This is a genomic window from Domibacillus sp. PGB-M46 (assembly GCF_022668875.1).
In the GTDB taxonomy this organism is placed as follows: domain Bacteria; phylum Bacillota; class Bacilli; order Bacillales; family Domibacillaceae; genus Domibacillus.
On record NZ_JAKGCR010000031.1, the window covers coordinates 1 to 20,799 of the forward strand.

Sequence of the window (20,799 nt, forward strand, 5' to 3'; positions counted from 1 at the left end):
CTCCGCAGGCAAGACTCGAACTTGCGACCGATCGGTTAACAGCCGATTGCTCTACCACTGAGCTACTGCGGAATAATCTGCATTAACGACAGCTATAAAATAATATCACCTTTAAAATTTAAAATCAATACTTTTTTCAAAAATATTTATTACTAACTTCTTTTTTCAGCATTTCCCCTTATAGCCAATTGAGATGCACCTTAAAAAAAAGCACCGTATAAAGCTTTGAATTTATCTTGAAGAGCGGCACTTATCAAAAATAGAAGATGTAAAATATAAATAAAGCAGAAAATCGAGATGCTAAAAACCCATGTAAGAATCACCTTCAAGAAGAAACCCATTCTACACTTAGCATCAGGTTCCGGTTAAACTTCTGTGTATAAGCTTGTTCTACACCTAACACGACTCAAAAATATACCTGAATGACAGAAGCTAGAGAGTTTTCTTGTGCGGGGGGTTTAGGAGTACAGGACAACAACTACCATTGAATATCGTGAACAGTCCGCGTAATATATACAAGCTGCTTTGTGCGTCCTAATGTAAAGTTTTAACCTTTAAACTGTAACAGGGAGTTTTACATGGGATCCGGAATGACAAGCCTCGTTCGTTTTCTAGCTAATGAGGACAGGCAGGAAGGTTTCTGCGAACACCCACTTTGGGGAGCGGTGGTTTAAAACTTTCTTCTATTCAACAATGGCAAGGGCGGCTTACTTATATACCAACCTTACACTTCACCTACATATATGATCGTTAAACCCTGAAAGTAGTTCCTTAGACGACTTTAGATAAATCTCAACATAAAAAAAGCAGCCCCTATACCGGGCTGCTTTTTTTGCGCAGTCACTTGAGATCTTTATGATTAACCTACTCTTTGTTTCCTGATTCCCGCTAAATCATCAGTATTTCACGAATATCCTCTTCAGTAAGCATTGACGATGATTTCTTCTTAGAATCGATAATTTCTTCAATTAGATCCCTCTTTTTCTCTTGCAGTTCATTCATCTTTTCCTCGATTGTACCGCGGGCAACAAGCCTAATGATCTGTACATCATTTGTCTGGCCGATGCGGTAGGCCCGGTCAGCTGCCTGCTCCTCGACTGCAGGATTCCACCACATGTCATATAGGATCACTGTATCGGCACCTGTCAGATTAAGGCCGGTTCCGCCCGCCTTCAGGGAAATGAGAAATAAATCACGTTCACCGTCATTAAATCGACTGCATTTTTCCACCCGTTCTTCTGGTGAAGTTTGTCCATCCAGGTAGAAAAAAGGGAGCCCTTGACTCGCCAGCTCCCTCCCTATTAACTTAAGCATTTGCGTAAACTGCGAGAAAATCAATACTCTTCTTCCAGAAAGCCTTGATTCCTCTACAATCTGCATCAGCTGTTCGAATTTCGCTGAGCTTCCTTTGTATCCATCCACAAACAGAGCTGGATGACAGCAAATCTGTCGTAAACGAGTTAAACCTGCAAGGACTCTGATACGATTTTTTCGAAGTGTGTCCTTGTCCAAATGCTTCAAGGTATCGTGCCTAAGTTTCGCCAAGTAAGCCGCATATAGCTTCTTCTGATCAGGAAGCAGCTCCACTAATTCCATCGATTCAACTTTTTCAGGAAGCTCCGACAGTACCTCTTCTTTCATTCTCCGTAGCAAAAATGGGCGGATTCTGCGGGCGATCTTTTTCCTTGAGAGCTGACTGTATTCCTTTAAACCAAGGAATAATCCAGGAAAGACAACGTGAAAAATCGACCACAGCTCCTCCAATGAATTTTCCACTGGTGTACCTGTGAGGGCAAAGCGATAATCCGCCTGTAGCTTCTTCGCTGCTTTTGCTGTTTGTGTAACAGGATTCTTAAAAGCCTGTGCCTCATCAAAAAACACGGTGTGAAAAAATTGTTTTTCGTACCACCCTTTATCTCTTACTAACAAAGAATAGGAAGTAATAACAACGTCTGCACCCGTTACATTCTTCTGTATATTGAACCGTTCATTTTTATTTCCATCCACGACAATCGCTTTTACTTCCGTGGCAAATTTTTTTATTTCGCTTAGCCAGTTATACGTTAAAGATGAGGGGCAAACAATAAGGACCGGGCGCTTCTTTTTCTGGATATGAGGAAGCTCAGACAGGATAAAAGCAATGCTTTGGAGTGTTTTCCCCAGTCCCATATCATCGGCAAGAATCCCCCCAAACCCATAACGGGCAAGCGTCTTCATCCATTTGTAGCCCTGCTTTTGATAATCATACAATATCGACTCCAAACTCTCTGGCACCTCAAACTCTAAACTGCCTGGATTACGGATTGTTTCCAAGAATTGACGGAATGATTTCTCTAACGTGAAGATATGACTATCATCAGAATCAAGAAGCTGAAGCCCCCGGGTAACGGGAAGACTTACCCCGCTTTCCAGATCTTCCTTTTGTGCCGGAAGTGTTTTAAGGAAACGGTTAATTTCTTCAAATTCCCTTGTCTCCAAGGACAGGAGTGATCCATTCCGCAAACGGTAATACTTCCGTTTCTCCTCTAGGGCCAGTAGAACTTCACGTATTTGTTTTTCGGGAATACCCTCCATTTCAAATTTAAATTCCAGCCAATTGGTTCTTTCTTTTTGGATGCTGACTTTAATTCGAGGCTGAGCATTCCCTCTGAAAAGCCTGTTTCTCACTGACGTAGTGGCGTATACTTGTACAAGCTTTTGCATTTTCGGAACAACATTATGCAAAAACTCATACTCAAGCTTCTCATTATGCAATAGGTATCCGCTGTCAGTCCTGGAAAAAGAACTTTCCTCCATCAGCTGCAGGATTGCACCTTCTTTCTCCACGTCTCTTGCCGGCACGAAGCCTTTTCCATGCTCCCGGCCTTCCAGCGGGTTTAGGACAATACTTTCATATTGAAATTCCAGCCCGGCAAGCAGGCGGTTTTTCACACGGTCTAAATACAGCCTTGCAACCAACGGTGTTTTTAGCCATTTTTCGGAAATCTCTTCTGATATCTGGACATGGCCCATTTTTTTCAAACCCGGAACCACGTTTTCTAAAAAGTCATTCATTTTCCCCTGAGGAATGAAAATTTGATTGGATCCTGAGGCTTCGAGCATCTGTTTAAGTTCTGAAAGACGCTCGCTTTCCTCACTGCCCACCTGAATTAATCTATCCTCAAACAGAACAGACTGATAAGCGTTCAGCACCATTACCTCGCCGAGCCCCTTGATCTTCAGTTGATATCCTTCACTCTCCGCTGCTGAAAGGTCAAATTGCAAAGGAAGTGCTTTATCCGATAAACGTAAATTATCAAACGTATTTCCGCTATGCTCCAGCTTCATTAATGGAGCTCTTGTCAGCACAGGAACAAGCCGATCCCAGGAAGATGGTGGAATGAGCAGCATGTTAGGACGGATTGTATAGGCAGATTTGTCTGGCATTGCATTCACATATACTTTTTCATCATGAACCACTTGGATAAGCTGCTGAACAACCGCATCTGTTTCTTTTTGCAAGCAATGAAGGCTTGGATGGTAGGTAAATGAAGATGAAAGCAGGCTTGGTTTACCTTCTTTCACCTTCTCCAGGAAATCCCGGATATTTTGTACATGGGCCGAACCGATTCTCATTTCTATTCCGAACATGAATTGCCCCTGGCTCATGTTGACAGCTTCGCATGTAAACTCCGTATCAAGAACCTGCCTTTTTTCAAAGTGAAGCTGAGACCCACTTGAACGTTTAGGCGGATTGTTAAAGAGGTTTAGCAGACCTTCTGTCAGTGCCTGATTTGCTGCGAAATCGACCTGACGCTCACTTGGAATAACAGGGAGCGTCCCTTCTCGCTGATGCCCGTAAATCGACAGCAATACGGCCGCAATATGCTGACAATCCTTTTGGAAAGAAGCCAGCACAGGGCAGCTGCATTTCGTGTGGAGCCCGCCATTAGAATCTATTTTTAACGTGACATGGAAGTCTTCCATTCCCGTAACAGTCGCTTCACAGCTTTCAGAACTATAATTTTCGAATGTTACTTTATTAGCGCGGTAAAAAGAATCTCCTCGTTTGAAGGAGGCAGTGCCGCACATATCTTTAATAATTTTTTGATTCAATTGTATATTCAAAGGGTGTACTCCTTTATTGCAGATGTTCTGTTGTTTCTGCCGTACGTTTACGTCTATTTGCCCTGTAACATATAGATATCGCTTATTTGCTGATAATTTCGCTTGAATCTATATTGCTTTGGGTGGAATGATTCATTTTCATTCTATTTGTTGTATTCAATATAGCATATGTATTTAATACGTTGTATTTATAGCTCAGCAGCTAACCCAAAACAGGCGTCACCCCCTGGTGACCAAGGAATGACGCCTGTTTTATTGTACATTTGCGAATGATTAGCCGTATAGGAATCTCTTGAGTCAAGGACATTTGCTAAAGCATTTGTTAAACGAACAACATTTTTTCTTTCCCTGAGATATCTTTTTATCAATACAGATAAACTGCAAGATACTAAAAAACAGGTAACCCACGCCAAAAGAAAAACTTCTAATTCAGGCATTCCTAATGGTGAAAAGTGAAAACGGAGCAGTGTAACTAACCCTGTTGCTATGACCTGCAGTAGTTTATTCTCAAAAGCAAAACCTATTAATACCATTGTCAAAAGGTAAAACCCTGTTAAACTTACCTCTGGGTACACACAGGCATCTATAAATAGGTTTGACCCTAGACGCTCCACTACGTTAAACATAAAGGTAACAGGTTAAAGTTCAATAATTAAAGTTGTATATCCATGCAGGAGAGTATGATGAATATAGGCAGAGTCTGTTTTATGAGGAAAAAATCTTGAACATCTTCTCAAAGCACATACATGTAGATCGGCCAGTTCTGATAAAAAACCGAGCGATAAATGGTGCTGGGGAGAAAATGAATTCGGTAAGAGGGTCTTTTGCTTGAGATTCGCTATGCCAAATGTGTATTTATCCATTCCTTTGGACAAGAATCTAAAAACCCGGCCTTTCTTCACAAAGAAAAATCCATGTGGCTCAACAACCCGCCACATGGACTTTTCGTTTTTTATTGTTGCTTACTGTAAAATAAAATATATACCTACAAAATTCAAAAAAATTCGTTGCCATTATAAGGGAATATTGTCCTTATAAATTTATTGCTACAAGCCTATGTAGGTTTGTAGTATTAAGAACCCGTTTTACGCGCTTCGGTCGTTTCTATAGCAGCTTCCCAATTCGGAAAATGATACAATGCATTTTTCATTAGCTCTGGATGTGACTTTTTTATTTGTTTCTTCCGAAGCTGCTCTCCGCCTCTTTGCTTTAGTTCAGAAATTTGATTCATGACTTCTTCAACGCTCATACTCACTTCCATTTCCTTACCTCCCTTTTCTGACTTATTTTTATTCTCTCCATAATATTGGAGAGTCATACCCCTTTATCCCAGCCAAGGAGGACTTTATCATATTAGGCAAGAACACTACACTTCAAGCTTACTAAGCGGGGGATGTATCATTAAAAATGAAAAAAAGACGGTTAGGTTACAAAAGGCTATAATGCCCTGGAAAGGTATTATGGGAAGAAAGTGACAAAAGCAGAAAAGTCTTTTTTAAACGGAAGGTTCAGAAATACAGGCCAGCAACTACCATTGAACATGAACGATCTATGTAATATATAAATCCAAGCTGCGTTGTGCGTTACAATATAAAGTTTTAACCTTTAAGCTGTAACAGGGAATTTTATGATGAATCCGGAATGACAGGCCTCATTCGCTTTTTGGCCAACGAGGACACGCAGGAAGGTTTCTGCGAACACCCACTTTAAGGAGTGGCGGTTTAAAATTTTCTTCTATTCAACGGCAAAGGCGGCTGGCTTATATACTTTATATTTCATATAGGTATAATCTGCAAACCTTAAATACGATGCTTAAATGATTTAATAAACAACAATACAAAAAAGCAGCCCTCATACCGGGCTGCTTTTTTTATCATTACTTGAGGCGTGATAACTGATGTTAATTCATATAACGATATTCCCTCAGGCTATTCAAAACAGAGATTTCCTGCAATAGCTCCTCGCCAACATTCGTTTCTCCAACCGTTTTTCTCTCTAATTCTTCATCTACCAATCTTTTTACGGATAAAACATCTGTACCGTTACACAGAACATCTTCTTTTGAATTAAAATGTTTATGGGCGACCAGCTGCATACCGTAGGAATTGTACAGTAAAGTGTATCCCGCTATACCGGTTGTTGATTGATACGCTTTGGAAAAACCTCCATCGATGACAATCATCTTCCCATTTGCCTTGATCGGGTTTTCTCCATTAATTTCTTTAACAGGTGTATGGCCATTTATAATATGGCCTTGATCTGGATTCAAGCCAAATTCAGTTAGGATTTTACGGCAAATCTCCTCATCTTCACGCAAATGGTAGTATGGATTCTTTCTTTCTCTATGGGTTTCCTTATCCTGAATAAAGTACCTCTCAAAGGTTGTCATTTCTCTTTTGCCAAAGAGCGATGAATATTCTCCTGTCCATAAATACCAGACCATATCTGTCGCAAGATCATCCGTCTCTTCCGGATGGGCAAAGGCATATCGTAAATAATGTTCAAAAATATCAAGCAAGTCACGGCCGGCATAGGTTTTATTTTCAATGATCATTTTTTCCATATTCCCTTCTTCATCTAAAGGAATACAGCCATGTATTAATAGGTTCCCATTGTATTTCAAATAAAGACTGCCTTTTTTCATCAGAAAATTCATATGTCTAGCCAGTTTTTCTGAATGCTGAACAGAAAATAACAGTTTTTCGATAACCTGCTCTTCTTCCTCTAACAGCTGATCAGGCTGATCTGGGTTAATCGTTGCAAAACAAGTATTCTCCAGTAGGTACGTTTTTCCGTGAATCGTTACTTCGTTTTTGTCATAATCAATTTTCTCAAGCAAAAGCCGATCAGACATATCAAAACACGGGCGTCTCTTTATAATCGGGCTTTCAAGCTTGAACTGAATGATAGAAATGGCTTGATGAATTTTAGTGATTTGCAGCTGTTCTTGCTCAGATAAGTTTTCGTCTGAATTTCTTTTTGGCCGAAAAGCTGGATTGTCGTCATAGTACTTTTCCGCAAGGTTCAGAAGCGGTCTCAGGTTGATTCCGTACACATCTTCAATAATATCTAAATTATTGTACCGGGCACATATCCGAATAATATTCGCAAGACAAACCTTTGAACCGGCAAAAGCCCCTAACCATAGGACATCATGGTTTCCCCACTGAATATCAACGGAATGGTAATTAATGAGCGTATCGATAATTTTATGAGGAGCAGGGCCGCGGTCATAAATATCCCCCACAACATGAAGATGGTCCACAACCAATCTTTGTGTAGTATAAGCAAGACCAATAATCAGCTTGTCAGCTTGGCCAAGCGAAATAATTTGCTTAACCATTTTTGTATAATAATCTTTCTTATTTTTAAACTCGTCTGTTTTATACAATAGCTCTTCAATAATATAAACAAACTGTTTAGGCAATGCTTTGCGTAATTTTGAGCGTGTGTATTTGGAAGACGCATAAGAAACAAGCTTCATCATACGCTCAATGATTTCTATATACCACTCATGTAATTCTTTTTCACTGCTAAAATTGTTTTTAATTAATTGTAACTTTTCTTCAGGATAATAAACCAATGTCGCAAACTCATTTAACTCTTTTTCATATAACTGATCTTTGAAAAGATCTCTGATTTTCACTTTTACATTTCCCGAACCATTTCGCAGCACATGCTGAAATGCCTGGTACTCTCCATGTAAATCACTAACAAAATGTTCCGTGCCCTTTGGCAGATCAAGGATGGCTTCAAGATTAATAATTTCAGTAACCACTTTTTCTTCACTATCATATTTTTGCGCCAATAAATCTAAGTATTTTGAATTCAAAATTATGTATCCCCTTTCAAAAATCGCCATTCATTCTTCAGCTAACTGTTTACTACTTCCATTATAAAAGAAAAATGAAGGATACGTTATAACAATCGTTACTATTTCATCCATGTTTTAAGCTGCGTCTTGTTTAAGAATTACGGATTTTTTTGAAAAGGATACGGTTTTTACATTCTATAGACGAACTGTTGAGTAATAGTTTGAGTTTTTATGCCTACATTTAGTCCGTGTTAAATGTATTATTGACGTTCTATCAAAAGAAACAGAGGCCCATTTTAGGTTCCTCTGTTTTATTTCTTATATAAAAAGCACTTATCATTTAAGTACTCTTCCTGGCAAACTCCATTTAAAGAGAAGGATAACACTTATTTGTCCTTCTTTAATTTCTTCTCCATCACTTCTGCCATTTGCTGAGAATGTAAATCCTCTTCTTCATAGAGCTTATTGACGATATTTTGATAGTCCTTTTTATTACGGTTTTGACTTAGTTTATTGGCAGCTTGGATTTCTTGTACTTGAATCTTAAATCCAATAATTCCTTTTAATTCTTTTTCTAATAACTGGGGAGAAAGCTTATCCCATAAAACTGCATTCTTACGGTATTTTTCGTACTTTTGCAGCAACATTGCCAGGTCCTGTTTTAACTCTTCTTCGTTCAAAATGCTGGCTGTACCATATACATGGACAGCTTGATAGTTCCATGTTGGAACATTTTCCTGTTCATACCAGGAAGAAGAGACATAAGCGTGTGGCCCCTGGAACATTACCAATACATCTTCACAGGTTTCGAATGTTCTCCATTGAGGGTTCCTATACGCCATATGCCCCGTTAAATAGTATGTATCTCCTTCTTTCATTAACTGCAAGGGCAAATGAGTCGCAATGGGCTTACCTTGTTTTGTTGTGACGAGCGTTCCAAATGAGTTCATTTGAATAAATTCTTGAATTTCGTCTACATCCGTGACTCTATAATACTTAGGAATATACATGACCAGGTTCCTCCTTCATTCACTTCATTGTAAAATATAGTATGGTAACTGCTGACATTTAAAAAGATACAATTTCAAATAAACAAACATGTCAAAGGGGCTTAAAAATGAAAAATACTATTTTTGCTTTGAAGAAAGATTCCCCTAAATACAAACAAATCTACGAACAGTTCAAGCTATGGATTGAAGGAGGAGACATACTTCCTGATGAACAATTACCGCCTATTCGCCAGCTTGCAGACTCCCTTCATGTAAGCCGCAATACGACATTAACGGCTTATGAGCAGCTTGTCGCTGAAGGCTATATTCGCGGAGAAGGAAGAAAAGGTTATTTCGCAAATGAATTAGAACCGCTTTTACCCCAAGAGACATTCATCTCTCATAAAGAAAAGAAAAATAAGCCGACAGCACCTGCCCTTATCAATTTCCGGGCAGGCGCCGTAGACCAAACGCATTTTCCTTTAAAAGTTTGGAGGAGGATCGCCAACCAAGTACTAACGTTACCGGAAAGCTTCCGGTATGGGGAACCCTTTGGTGAAATAGGTTTACGCGAGCAAATTTCGAAATACCTGCTCCAATCCCGCGGGGTGAAAGTAGAGGCGAATGCCATTATTGTCGGCAGCAGTACCCAGCAAATGCTTATTCATCTTGGGCATATACTGAAGGATGATTTCTCAAGTGTGACAGTAGAGGATCCCGGGTATGATGGCGCGAGGGAAGCTTTCCAATTTCATCGTTTTACGATTGAAACGCTACCCGTTTATGAAACAGGGGCTGATTTTTCACAATTGGAACAAATGAACTCACAATTAATTTATGTCACACCTTCCCATCACAGTCCATACGGGGTAAGCATGCCTATTCAACAGCGACAAACACTTATTCATTGGGCTGATAAGATGCAAGGATATATTATTGAGGACGATTATGATAGTGAATTTCGCTATACACAACAGCCCTTTCCAGCTCTTGCTTCCATTGATTCAGCAAAAGTCATTTATTTAGGGAACTTCTCAAAGTCCTTTCTTCCAGGAATTCGTTTAAGTTATATGGTGCTGCCACAGCCCCTTTTAAATCGTTATAAAAATCAATTTCTTCATTTTGAAGCTACCACTTCCCTGCTTAGCCAGCTTACAATGGCTAAATTTATGGAAGAAGGGGAATGGAGCCGGCATATTAAACGGATGCGTCTTGTTTATAAAAGAAAAATGCAGCACTTAGTAGCTGCATTAAAAGAGCAACTTGCTGAAAATATATCCATTATTGGTGAACAGTCTGGTTTATACATACTAGTCAAAGTACATCTGAAGCGTTCAGAAGAATGGTTAATTCAGCAAGCTTCCTCTTACGGTGTTACGGTGTATCCTACGTCGCTCTACTTCATTAAAAATAATACGGACGAACCAATGGTTAAACTAGGTTTCAGTAATCTTTCTTATGATGAAATCAAACTTGGTGTGGAACTCTTAAAAAAGGCCTGGCTATAACACAACTCCGCAATGGTTAGCTCTGTTTAATATTGCGGCGAATCCTAGAGATTTAAAAATGCATTTTTTATTGAATGAAACGGATAAGATCTACAGAGAATTTTATTAATCAAAAAAAGAGAAGAGGAATAGTTCCCTTCTCTTCTTGCCTTATGTGCTTTATTAAAGCATAATGTTGTTTTTTCTTAAAAATCCCTTCCGTAAAGAACATTATTGATTGTTTGAACAGTTCAGCGGCTTGAATCATATAAGAAGATGACATACACACGCATGAAGAGATGCTTTCATTTAACACAGTTTAAAAAATCATTCATTGCCAGATTTCGTGATATCAGCTTCAATTCTGCTCATGAACTCTTCCGCTGCACTGTATCCTTGTTCCTTTAAATACCAGTTGTTTGCAGCGGCCTCAATTAACCCTGCCACATCACGCCCAGGCTGAAGTTGGATTTCTATGGAAGGGACCTTAACACCCATATAGTCAGTATAGTGAAATTCCTGTTCCAAATCATTATACAGGGCATCCTTCTCCCATTTCGTTAAATGGATATCAAGAGCGATTCGTGTTTCATCCTGAAACGCCTTACGACCGTATAAGCGGACCACATTCAATAACCCAATACTGCGGAGAGCCAAAAACTCCTTGGTTTTCTCGTCATGTGTGCCTAGAATGGTTTGCGGACTAAGTCTCTTCAGAACAACAATATCATCGGCAACCAGCCGGTGTCCCCGGCGAATTAATGTGTGCGCTGTCTCGCTTTTCCCTACTCCCGAGCTTCCGCGAAGTAATATGCCAATGCCTGACACATTCATACAAACTCCATGTATCGCCATTTCGGACGCTAATTCTTTTATTAAATAACCATCCAATTTGGTGATAAACTCTGAAGTGATCTCAGGCTTGTTTGTTACTAACAAGGGGATCCCCTGCTCTGTACAATGATGAATTAAATAGGTAAGTCCCTCTTCACCAGCCGTTACGATAAAACAGGGTGGATGATAGTGAACAATATTCCCAATTCGGAGCTTACGTTCTTCATGGCTTAATTTATGTAAATAGGTAATTTCCTTTTTCCCCAGGATTTGAACTTGTTCCGTTGGGAAAAAATCAAAATGGCCAACAAATTCAAGGCCCGGACGATGCACTCGTGGCTGCGTAATTATTTTCTGCAACTGGCTTTCACCAGCCAGCACCTTCAATGAAAACTTCTGAACCAAGTTTTCAACCGTTATTTTTTTCACTCTATACTCACGTCCTATTAGACTTTTTATAATGAATTATACTTTAGATTACTGGCGTCGTCACCCATTTACGAACGGGCTTTCCGAAGACTGGACATTAATAGTAAGTATATAGCTGGTTCGTTTCGTTGTTAAAATGGCTCCCCACTCTTTTGATGAAGTGTGAATATTGTTTAACAGGCCTTTTCTTTAAATTCGTTAGCGAAAAATCAACCGCAACGTTTAAGAGAGTCTTTTTGTAAAGAAGCCAGTGTAAGAACCAGAGTAATCAAGCACGTCCAATTGCTGCGACAAAATGCACTCCTAAAAAAATTAACAAGCAAAAATTTTGTACAAGCAGCAAGCTTACAAAAGTGGGCCATAAAGGCTGCTTTTTATCTTGATTAAAGTGCTTTATTATGAAGGATATACGTCAAAATCTAGGAGGGATTTAGTGTGACAAAGGAAAAAACAAAAAACATTGCCGAGCTTTTGAAACAGTCAAGCCATACAGTTATCTTAACTGGAGCCGGCATCTCGACTGAAAGCGGCCTTCCCGACTTTCGTTCACAGGGCGGGCTTTGGGATGGCAGGCGCCCAGAAGAAATCTCCCACGCTTCTAAAGTAGGGACAGATGAGTTCCGCGAATTTTTCACAAAACGATTGAATGATGCAGCCGGGCATGAGCCTAATGCTGCCCACCGCCTTTTGGCAGAGTGGGAGGAAAAGGGATTGGTTAAATCCATCCTTACCCAGAATATTGACGGATACCATAAAGCGGCTGGAAGCAAAAAAGTGCTTGAGCTTCACGGACATCTTCGCAGCCTCACCTGTGATAGGTGTGGACGAGATTATGATACAAGTAAATTTACCGTTGAACACAGTGATGTTTGTGTGGATTGCGAAGGAACTGTCCGCCCAAATGTGACTCTTTTTGGAGAAGAACTTCCGCACCTTGCTTGGTCTGAAGCGATTGAGGAAGTGAGAAAAGCGGATTTAGTGATCATTCTTGGCACTTCTCTTCAAGTATGGCCGTTCAACTCCTTAGTTGATGAAGCATATCAAGGAGGAAATGCCGCCCGGGTTGTTATTGTAACAGAAAGCGAAACACCCTATGATGGAATCGCAAGTATCCGATTGCATGATAAAATTATGGCCACCTTGCAAGCGGTAAACGAATACCTGGTATAACAGCGCCATTCTCCGGTGCTGTTTTTTTATTTTTACTTTTTTTCCTCTGTGAAAGAAAAGAGCAAGCCCTTGTCTTAAATAGTTTCGCTCTACTACGACTTAACTATGAAAACAAGTTCTTGGCTTTTGTCTTTTCTTTAATCCAAGGTTAAATGTCATATCTTTAGAGCTTTTGTCAGATGTATTGTTATTTCTCTTGATTTCTCATATGCTTTTTTCCTGCCTTATTTTAAATAAACAAAATAATATGGAGAAACAACATGATGAATAATCAAATGAATCTAGAAGAGTTAAACAAGCAAATTAACGGCCTTCAACATATTTTGATTGCCGCCGGACTGAAATATGGTCTTGGAAGCCCGGAAGCTTTAAGGTACAGTGAACAATTAGATGAGCTTATCTTTCAATACCAGCTTCAAAATATAGGGAACTTTAAAACTGGATAAGCCTTCTTCTTTTTTCTTCTGCATAGCTTTTCATTAATTAACCATAATAGTACTGTCATCTAGATCCCATATTACACATCGTTATGTTTTCTGCAGTCAGGTTTTTACCTGGCTGCTTTTTATTGATTTTTCCAGTAAGAGAGCAGGCACCCTATACGCTCCACTTCTCTGCCAGTCCACCCAGCCACTAACTTGATAAATGTCGGTATTTGTCGATCAAATTGTATAGAATGCGGCCTTATTTTATAGCACAATAAAAAGAAATACCTATCTCGCATAACGTGATTTCATGGAAAATAAAAGCTCTAAAAAGAGAAAAGTTTTCCCCTTTTATGCAGTCCGGTCAGCTAATGTAAAAATTGTAAAATTATACGAACCGATCATGAAAACGGAGCTGATAAATTGAGTAGCTTATCAGATGGTATTCAAAACGCATTATTAAATATTTTCATAGTTTATTCTTGTTTCACTTTTTATTTCAAGTTTATTGAAGGAAAAACCACCCCATTGACAAGTAAAATTATAGTTACTCTTGTTTCTGCCGTATCTATTATTTTTTGCATGAGCTTCCCTATTATCAATTCTGCAGGCTATACCCCTGATTTTCGTCAAATCCCCCTCATCGTCGGGGCATTATATGGAGGGCGCAGGGTTGCGATTATACTAACAGTAGTGATGCTGACATATCGTTTTTATTTAGACATCCCTCATTTTCATATGGCTTTATTGATTTATTCTCTGTTGCTTATTTCAATCATTTTTATTATTCCTTTCTTCCAAAATGCAGTTAATATGCGGCGAAAAGTACAACTGGCTGCAATAGCCGCTTTATTTGGATCAGGTTCCAGAATGGCACTGATGTTTTTCTTTGATTCAGAAAAAACAGATGTGGAATACCTTACCGTTTTTATTACGATCTTGTTCACCCAGTTACTAGGAGTTGTATCGTTTGTGATTGTAAATGAAAGAACAAGGCAAAGTTCGTTGCTTTCCAGAGAAGTACTAAAGCTTGAAAAACTTAGAACGGTCAGTGAATTGGCTGCAAGTATTTCTCATGAAGTTAGAAACCCGTTGACTGTTACAAAGGGATTTGTTCAGCTATTGCGCGAGCCTGGCCTTTCGGATGAGGAGAAAAATAGATATGCTGAAACGGCATTGGAAGCACTGGACAAAGCAGAAGCTACGATCACAGAATATCTTACCTTTGCAAAGCCTTCATTAGAAGACGTAAAGATATTAGATCTGCATCAGGAAATCATCCATATGCGAAACTTTGTTGATTCTTATGCTGCTATGAATAGTGTGGAAATTGAAATGAACCTGACAGCGAATATTTATATTGCCGGTGAAGACAAAAAACTACATCAGTGCCTTATAAATGTAATAAAAAATGGGATTGAAGCGATGCCTGGCGGAGGGAAGTTACGAATTGATCTCTGTCATATTGCAAGTAATGCCATTGTCACTATAACAGACACAGGGATCGGAATGAATAAAGCGCAGCTTGACCGTTTAGGAAATCCTTTCTTCACGACGAAAGACATTGGAACCGGTCTTGGCACGATGGTAGTCTACAGCATTGTGAAAACCATGGGTGGAAGAATTAAAGTGGACAGCGAAGTTGGGAAAGGCACTCGCTTTACGATCTTTTTCCCAACAGTGGAACAGACTGTTCAACCTTCAGTGGAAGTATCGAATAAGCTGTCCTCTCCCCTTGTTTAACATTAGGATTTATAAGAGTGGCTTGCTATTTTAAGCTGCTCTTTTTTATTTTCTCACATAGGAAATGCTCAAAGAACCATAAACAATTAAAAGAGACAGGGTACTACTCATGAGGATATTGGGTTGGGCCTGATCATTTTATCATTCTCATATCTCTTTTTTAGTATATATAACGTTATGCATGATACTGCTTTTGCGGACTATTTCAGGACATTTATTGGCCAGAGTTGCCCCCCTTCTCTTTATTAATGAAATGGTTTTTTTGATAGGAAACTTTACAAGTAGAAGGATAGCCTTAAAAAAGAATGAGGGTATTTCATTAGGCTGCTTTATGCACTGGCAGGATTTGAACATAAAAAAAACACAGCCGATTTGCTGTGCTTTTTACTCTGCTATTTCTAAATCTTCATTGCTCTCTAATTGCACGGAAGGCTTTTGAGCTGCCCCATCCCCAAGTACGACCATTTTTCTGGCCCTATCCATAATCCTTACTAAATCCTCGTAGTCCTGCTGCATGGTGCGTGCTCTTTTTTCAAGCTCTTCGTATTTTGTTTCTATAGCCGTTTTCTCCTGTTTTACCGTTTCAAGTTCTCTTCGAAGGCTTTCGTAGTCTTCCCCAGAAGTATTTATATTTTGCAGGAAAGCGATAATCTGTTTTATCGTAAGGGTATTAGAGCTTGGAATCTCTACTGTGTCTTGGTCTGCAGGATTATTTTCAGTAATAACATGAAGTCCTGAAGTCCTGTCCTTCTTTTGGCCGCCACGAAGATATTGTTTTCTTTGTTTGCGTGCAAGACCTAATGCTTTTTCGTACTGTTGCCGGATCACAGCATTCCAGCGGAATCCGCATGCCGCGGCTGTTCTGTTCAATGTGTCTCCTACTTCTTCAAACGCTTTCAGTTGGGTACTTCCCTCCCGCACATGGCGTAGCACCGTCTCAGCAAGCAGCAAATCATTTTCTTCTGACCAGGCATCTTGTCGCACTTTCATCAGTTATCTCCCCTTTTATTTGGATAGCCTTTTCATCAAGATAGCCGCTTCTTCCACCTTTTATACAAAAATACTTAAAATTATCTATTCTATTTATATTCTGTTTAGCTTCAAAGTATTTGTGAATTTTGACCAATATTCACTTTATGTTCATCGCTGCCATACAATCTGCTGTTATGTTTATAAAACCTAACAGGATCTTGCGTGCCTTGAGAAGTTGGTGGCGTTGGACCAGGAAGTGCAGATCGGGCACAGAAGCTCTTGGTCCATTTCCAACTATTTGACGGTAAATCGCTTTGTATTCAACTTCGTTTTGACTGTATGTTTAATAACAGGTATTCTATTTACAGCAGCTGCATCCGTATATTCACTTATGTATCACTGCTTTTTGATTAGCGGTTATTTCGCATTCCGCCAGGGGATAAATAGCTTTACTGAAGAAAGGCTCAAGTTATCACCATGCTTTCTATTTAGATAATGCCAGATAAAAGTAAACTCATACTGACAAAAGATAATGACTTCAACTCGACAAAGAGTCTTCCATTTTCCCTGCTTCCTCCGATTACCCAAAATGAAACCAGTTAAACACCTAAAACTTTTAGTAATGTCTTTTATTCCCCTCTTGTCATTCCAAAAAACAGTCGCTATTCCTTAGGATGAAAGGGATAGCGACTGTTTTCTTTAGATTTCAAAACAAAATTCTATTCATGTTGAATTTGTAACTAAACTTTATATTCCATTTTCTTCAAACAAGGTATCCATTAGTTCCTCATTTTGATTTGAAGCTATATTTGATAATTTGCGGATATTACTCTCTTCATACTTTAACCACAAGAGTGAAAATTTTAAATTGTTCCAATTAGAATTGTACAGTAAGAAAAAGAGACAGAACTAAATAGCTTTGCCTCCTTTCAGTCTAAATACAAGGGCTGCACTGACTACGGAACAGTCTTGGATCTCATCGTGCTGTGTTTTCAGGCCGTATGGATAGGATTAAAAAACGCGAAATTTGCACTATGTTTTCCAAATAAGGAATATTTTTAATTAATACGGGCATAAACTAAAATAGATTCATATAGAAAAGTAAAAGGAGTTTTATTTGTTAGCAGAGGTGGGGCTCTTATTATTTAATGAAAAGGAGCGTTTAAAAAGTGAAAATCAATCTGCCGACAGAAACAATGGAGGGAATTATTAAGTCACTTGAGATTAAAAATCAAGCCAGCACCCGGTTCAATGGCCAAGATTTTCATTTCAAAAAAGAGCGATTTTCATTTGATTCAGGTAAAACGCCGAACTTTTCTACTGTTTTAGAGAAACTTGATAAAAAAGTTGAGAAAGTGATTCGACATGAAGCAGAATTTAAGAACTTCACCTTTGCTACAATTGGTCGCGTCTGGCAACAAGAAAATCTGGAATCCGGAAAAATTGTTTATATTTACTTTTTTTCAAATGATAAATCTGATACCACGTTTCCAGATGAACTGGTCAGTCAGTACGAGCTGCATACCTGGACAAGAACGATTAAATAAATGCAAATATTAAATCCTCTTTGAGGTTTCTCAGCTTGTAGACAAAGCCTTTATTCTAAAGGTAATGTTTGCAGGCTTTTTTGTTTAATAAAACGATCAAAATCTTGCAAAGGGATTAGTATGTGATTAAGTGTCTTTACTTATGTATGCTGCAGGCTCTTTCACTGCTTTTTGATTGGTATTTATTTTGCATTCTATCAGGAGATACGTAGCTTCACTAATAGAAAGGCCAAGTCTCTAAAGTTTCCATATAGGCTGTCTGGCAGGCAGGACCGTTAAAGCTCTTTTCTCCTTTTATTTTTCTCGAATTGCTCAAGGTATCTCATGGGATCTTCTTTCCTTCTGCCTTTTTGTATACTAATACATATGACGACAAGTGAAGCTTTATGTATACAAAAATACTGAAGATGAATACAACAGACATTGTAATTTGGAAATCAGGGATAGCGCAGTGAACTGTTAACCTGAAAACAAAAAACTGGACCCGCTCTCGGGTCCAGTTGTAACTTATCTTATTTAGCGATGCTGTAAAGAGAATCTACCTCGTAGCCCTTTGCTTTATAGTAATCCAAAATACCAAGATAGATCGCTTTGGCTGCCGCTGTCTGCCAGTAATCCGATTTCAATTTGTCATTGTCACTTTTATTCGTAATAAAACCGAGTTCCGCCAGCGCGGCCGGCATATTGTTTTCACGGAGAACACCGTAATTTCCTGACTTTACTCCGCGGTTATTTAAACTCCAGGCGTCTGTCATTCTTGTTTGAATTTTTAACGCCAGTAATTTGCTGTCTGACACATACGGGTTTGCAGCAGCTGCATAGTAAAATGTTTCTGTACCGTTCGCATTCGCACTAGCCGCATTTGCATGAATGCTGACAAACACATTCCCCTTGTTTTTTATAGCAAAATCAGGCCGGGCATTCACAGAGACAAAGACGTCTGAAGAGCGGGTCATTTTCACCTTAAAAGGTGTTTTCTTTAGCAAGTTGTTTATTTTCAGTCCTGTAGAAAGGACAACATCTTTTTCTCTAAGTCCAAAGCCAATTGCACCCGGATCTGTCCCGCCATGTCCTGGATCAAGAATAATTGTCTGGCCGGAAAGGGGTGAATCTGGACTGGCAAAAGGCTTTTCAGGCGAGGCAGTTCCTAAAGAAGTACTTCGTAAATAAGAAGCACTGACAAACCCCGCTGTGTTACCTGTTTTAATGTATATCCAGTCCCCAACCGAATGCGCACCTGATACTTTTACATTTTTTTCAATCTTTCCTTGTGAAGCAAAAGATGTCGAAGGTCCTGTGCGGATATTTAAGTTATCAGCACTTGTCCAAAGTACCTTTGAAAAACTTACAGATTGTTTTGTACGGAACGCGGGATTAATCGCACGTGCTAAAAAAACAGCAAAATCAGCACGTTTAATCGTTAAATTTCCGCCAAACGTACCGCTGGCAGTTCCACTGGCAATGCCGCGGTCCGTTAGCTCTTTTGCAGCTCCGGAAGTCGTGCCGTTATAAGAGTAGCCGAATGCATTCGCGATCATAATGGCCATTTCCCCGCGCGTAACTTCCTTATTCGGATAAAAACGACCTGCACTTACCCCCGATAAAGAGTTAGTAGTAATTTTTTTGTCCACACTAGATTGTATAAACCCGGAAGCATAGTTACCCGTTCCAACATCAGAGAATACTGTTTTTCTTTGTGCGCCGTTTAATTGAAGGGCCCGGCCGATTAATGTAACAGCTTCTGTCCTTGTTATCGCTTGATAGGGGTTAAAAGACGTTTTAGATGACCCTTTTACAATCCCCCCACCCGACAAATAGTTCACTTCCTTTTTTACTCGGCTTGGTACATCCGTAAAACCAGCTGCCTGAGCAGACAGGTGGGTGCTCCATTGGGAAATAGTCAATAAAAAAACTAGAATAAAAATCATGCTTTTCTTCACGTTTAGACCTCTCCCCTTATCGTTTTATCCAAATATCTTGCATGGATCTCTTACATATTATTTCCTTTTACTAATTTTGTTTATATGAAACTTTTTAAGATAGTTTTTGCCCATATGTAACAGTAATTTGATTTTCGTTATGAAAACGAAATAAAAAATTGTTTTTTGTTTAATGCTTAAAATATCTCTAAGAGTATCTTAATTCCCCCTTTAAAAGGTTTGCTCGAGGCCGTTTAAACTGGATTATTACCACTAAATTAGATAGTTTTTTTAGGAATGATCACTTTGATTACAAAGCCTATAGCCTATGTGTTCCATGAAAGTATAGCTTGTTAAATGGGTTAACATAATTACGGGATTTAAGTGTAAGAGGTTCTAGACTATCAAACTTCACCTAGCTGGCAAATGCTATTTTCTGATCGGAAACCCAGGGATAGCAATGAATTGTTAATTTAAAAACAAAAAAACAGAACCCTCTCTCGGATCCTGTTTCACCTTTTGTACGCTATTTATTATTACCTTTTTTCATTTGCTCAATTAGCTTTTTTGTCCTCAAGTCCTGGCTTCTCGATAATTTTACTGGGGGCAACATACACGCCGTCTTTCGCTTCATTTTCAAGATCCACGATTCTATTCTTTTCTGATAGTGTTAGCAGAAAGATCATAGCCATGTTAAGGAAAGCAGTGGAGCATGCCATTGTATGTATTACGCTTTTTCACTGCTAAATTCCGTTTTTTGACGCAAAACTTTATTAACAGAACTGCGGTTCTTCCAGATAAACTTAACCATTTCTGCTGGTTCCAGCAGCTGTTCATCTGGATCGCAATAGGTTTCACCTTTTCCATGAATGGTCCACGCCTTTGTGTATTCATTAAACATCAGCGTCCACTGCCCATTTCGCTGCTTATCTTCAAAAATAAAGTAATGCTTGTTTCCTTGATCATCGTAAAAAGCAATTTGAGGAAAATCCATTAAGAATTGTTCAATATCTTTTTTCGATCTTAACACTCTAGCCATAATTCAACTCTCCTTCACGATAAACTTGAGAAATGCAAAAATGTCTTGTTTTTAGACGGCTATTTTCAATATTATATATAATTCGAGAAAGTAATGCACCCTGTCCTTTTAGTTTATGTTCTTGCTTCCTGGAAACAGGAACGCTGCCTCCGTAAAATAAGTAAAAACAAAGAGATCCCCCCCTGATCTCTTTGTACCTATTCTTACTATCGATCTGAAAAATTCTTTAAATCCTTTTCAACAATTAATGTAACCGTTTTCCTAGTATCATCCTTTTATAGAGGCAGAAAGGCGTTCTTTCTTAAACTGACTTATGTATGTACG

At 39.0% G+C, this 20,799-nt stretch carries 14 protein-coding genes, 1 tRNA gene and 2 other RNA genes; 7 read left to right on the forward strand and 10 right to left on the reverse strand.

Annotation, left to right across the window (positions count from 1 at the left end):
- Positions 1 to 72, reverse strand: a tRNA-Asn gene (locus L2D08_RS21355).
- A 442-nt stretch (positions 73 to 514) separates the two neighbouring features.
- On the opposite strand from L2D08_RS21355, the gene ssrS (L2D08_RS21360) reads away from it, so the two are divergent.
- A non-coding RNA gene (ssrS, locus tag L2D08_RS21360) (6S RNA) lies at positions 515 to 713 on the forward strand.
- Positions 714 to 888: 175 nt separating this feature from the next.
- Here the strand turns inward: ssrS (L2D08_RS21360) and L2D08_RS21365 are convergent.
- From L2D08_RS21365 to L2D08_RS21375, 3 genes are all read right to left on the reverse strand, one after another.
- The gene (locus L2D08_RS21365; RefSeq protein ID WP_242237078.1) at positions 889 to 4,107 is read right to left on the reverse strand and encodes a DEAD/DEAH box helicase; all 3,219 of its coding nucleotides are present in this window, start codon (positions 4,105 to 4,107) and stop codon (positions 889 to 891) included.
- Between the two features lie 188 nt (positions 4,108 to 4,295).
- Entirely contained in the window at positions 4,296 to 4,646 is a 351-nt protein-coding gene (locus L2D08_RS21370) for a hypothetical protein (protein WP_242237080.1), read from the reverse strand.
- 533 nt (positions 4,647 to 5,179) lie between these two features.
- On the reverse strand, positions 5,180 to 5,368 hold the full coding sequence (locus tag L2D08_RS21375) for a hypothetical protein (protein WP_242237081.1): 189 nt from the start codon (positions 5,366 to 5,368) through the stop codon (positions 5,180 to 5,182).
- A 304-nt stretch (positions 5,369 to 5,672) separates the two neighbouring features.
- Here L2D08_RS21375 and ssrS (L2D08_RS21380) point away from each other — a divergent pair.
- Positions 5,673 to 5,868, forward strand: a non-coding RNA gene (ssrS, locus tag L2D08_RS21380) — 6S RNA.
- Between the two features lie 139 nt (positions 5,869 to 6,007).
- Here ssrS (L2D08_RS21380) and fbp read toward each other — a convergent pair.
- Complete coding sequence (gene fbp, locus L2D08_RS21385; RefSeq protein WP_242237083.1) at positions 6,008 to 7,939, reverse strand: fructose-1,6-bisphosphatase; 1,932 nt, start codon at positions 7,937 to 7,939, stop codon at positions 6,008 to 6,010.
- 368 nt (positions 7,940 to 8,307) lie between these two features.
- A complete protein-coding gene (locus L2D08_RS21390; RefSeq protein ID WP_242237086.1) occupies positions 8,308 to 8,931 on the reverse strand; it encodes an FMN-binding negative transcriptional regulator in 624 nt (207 codons plus the stop codon).
- Between the two features lie 107 nt (positions 8,932 to 9,038).
- Between L2D08_RS21390 and pdxR the strand changes: the two genes are divergently transcribed.
- The gene (gene pdxR, locus L2D08_RS21395; RefSeq protein WP_242237090.1) at positions 9,039 to 10,418 is read left to right on the forward strand and encodes a MocR-like pyridoxine biosynthesis transcription factor PdxR; all 1,380 of its coding nucleotides are present in this window, start codon (positions 9,039 to 9,041) and stop codon (positions 10,416 to 10,418) included.
- A gap of 306 nt (positions 10,419 to 10,724) precedes the next feature.
- Here pdxR and hprK read toward each other — a convergent pair whose 3' ends face one another.
- Positions 10,725 to 11,660 (reverse strand): HPr(Ser) kinase/phosphatase, encoded by a 936-nt coding sequence (gene hprK / locus L2D08_RS21400; RefSeq protein ID WP_242237093.1) that lies wholly within the window; start codon positions 11,658 to 11,660, stop codon positions 10,725 to 10,727.
- 435 nt (positions 11,661 to 12,095) lie between these two features.
- Here hprK and L2D08_RS21405 point away from each other — a divergent pair, with 435 nt between their 5' ends.
- The 3 genes from L2D08_RS21405 (at position 12,096) to L2D08_RS21415 (ending at position 14,998) form a co-directional block, all read left to right on the forward strand.
- Complete coding sequence (locus tag L2D08_RS21405; RefSeq protein WP_242237094.1) at positions 12,096 to 12,830, forward strand: NAD-dependent deacylase; 735 nt, start codon at positions 12,096 to 12,098, stop codon at positions 12,828 to 12,830.
- 260 nt (positions 12,831 to 13,090) lie between these two features.
- On the forward strand, positions 13,091 to 13,276 hold the full coding sequence (locus tag L2D08_RS21410) for an aspartyl-phosphate phosphatase Spo0E family protein (RefSeq protein WP_242237097.1): 186 nt from the start codon (positions 13,091 to 13,093) through the stop codon (positions 13,274 to 13,276).
- A gap of 402 nt (positions 13,277 to 13,678) precedes the next feature.
- Positions 13,679 to 14,998 (forward strand): ATP-binding protein, encoded by a 1,320-nt coding sequence (locus L2D08_RS21415; RefSeq protein WP_242237099.1) that lies wholly within the window; start codon positions 13,679 to 13,681, stop codon positions 14,996 to 14,998.
- Positions 14,999 to 15,382: 384 nt separating this feature from the next.
- Here L2D08_RS21415 and L2D08_RS21420 read toward each other — a convergent pair whose 3' ends face one another.
- Positions 15,383 to 15,988: an RsfA family transcriptional regulator gene (locus L2D08_RS21420; RefSeq protein WP_304653944.1), complete on the reverse strand. Its 606-nt coding sequence runs from the start codon at positions 15,986 to 15,988 to the stop codon at positions 15,383 to 15,385.
- Positions 15,989 to 17,139: 1,151 nt separating this feature from the next.
- Between L2D08_RS21420 and L2D08_RS21425 the strand changes: the two genes are divergently transcribed.
- Positions 17,140 to 17,517 carry a hypothetical protein gene (locus L2D08_RS21425; RefSeq protein ID WP_242237101.1) on the forward strand — a complete coding sequence of 126 codons (378 nt, stop codon included), beginning with the start codon at positions 17,140 to 17,142 and terminating at the stop codon, positions 17,515 to 17,517.
- A gap of 512 nt (positions 17,518 to 18,029) precedes the next feature.
- Here L2D08_RS21425 and L2D08_RS21430 read toward each other — a convergent pair.
- Both L2D08_RS21430 and L2D08_RS21435 read right to left on the reverse strand, forming a co-directional pair.
- Positions 18,030 to 19,457 (reverse strand): N-acetylmuramoyl-L-alanine amidase, encoded by a 1,428-nt coding sequence (locus tag L2D08_RS21430; protein WP_242237103.1) that lies wholly within the window; start codon positions 19,455 to 19,457, stop codon positions 18,030 to 18,032.
- A gap of 706 nt (positions 19,458 to 20,163) precedes the next feature.
- Positions 20,164 to 20,475: a hypothetical protein gene (locus L2D08_RS21435; protein ID WP_242237105.1), complete on the reverse strand. Its 312-nt coding sequence runs from the start codon at positions 20,473 to 20,475 to the stop codon at positions 20,164 to 20,166.
- Between the last annotated feature and the right edge of the window lie 324 nt (positions 20,476 to 20,799).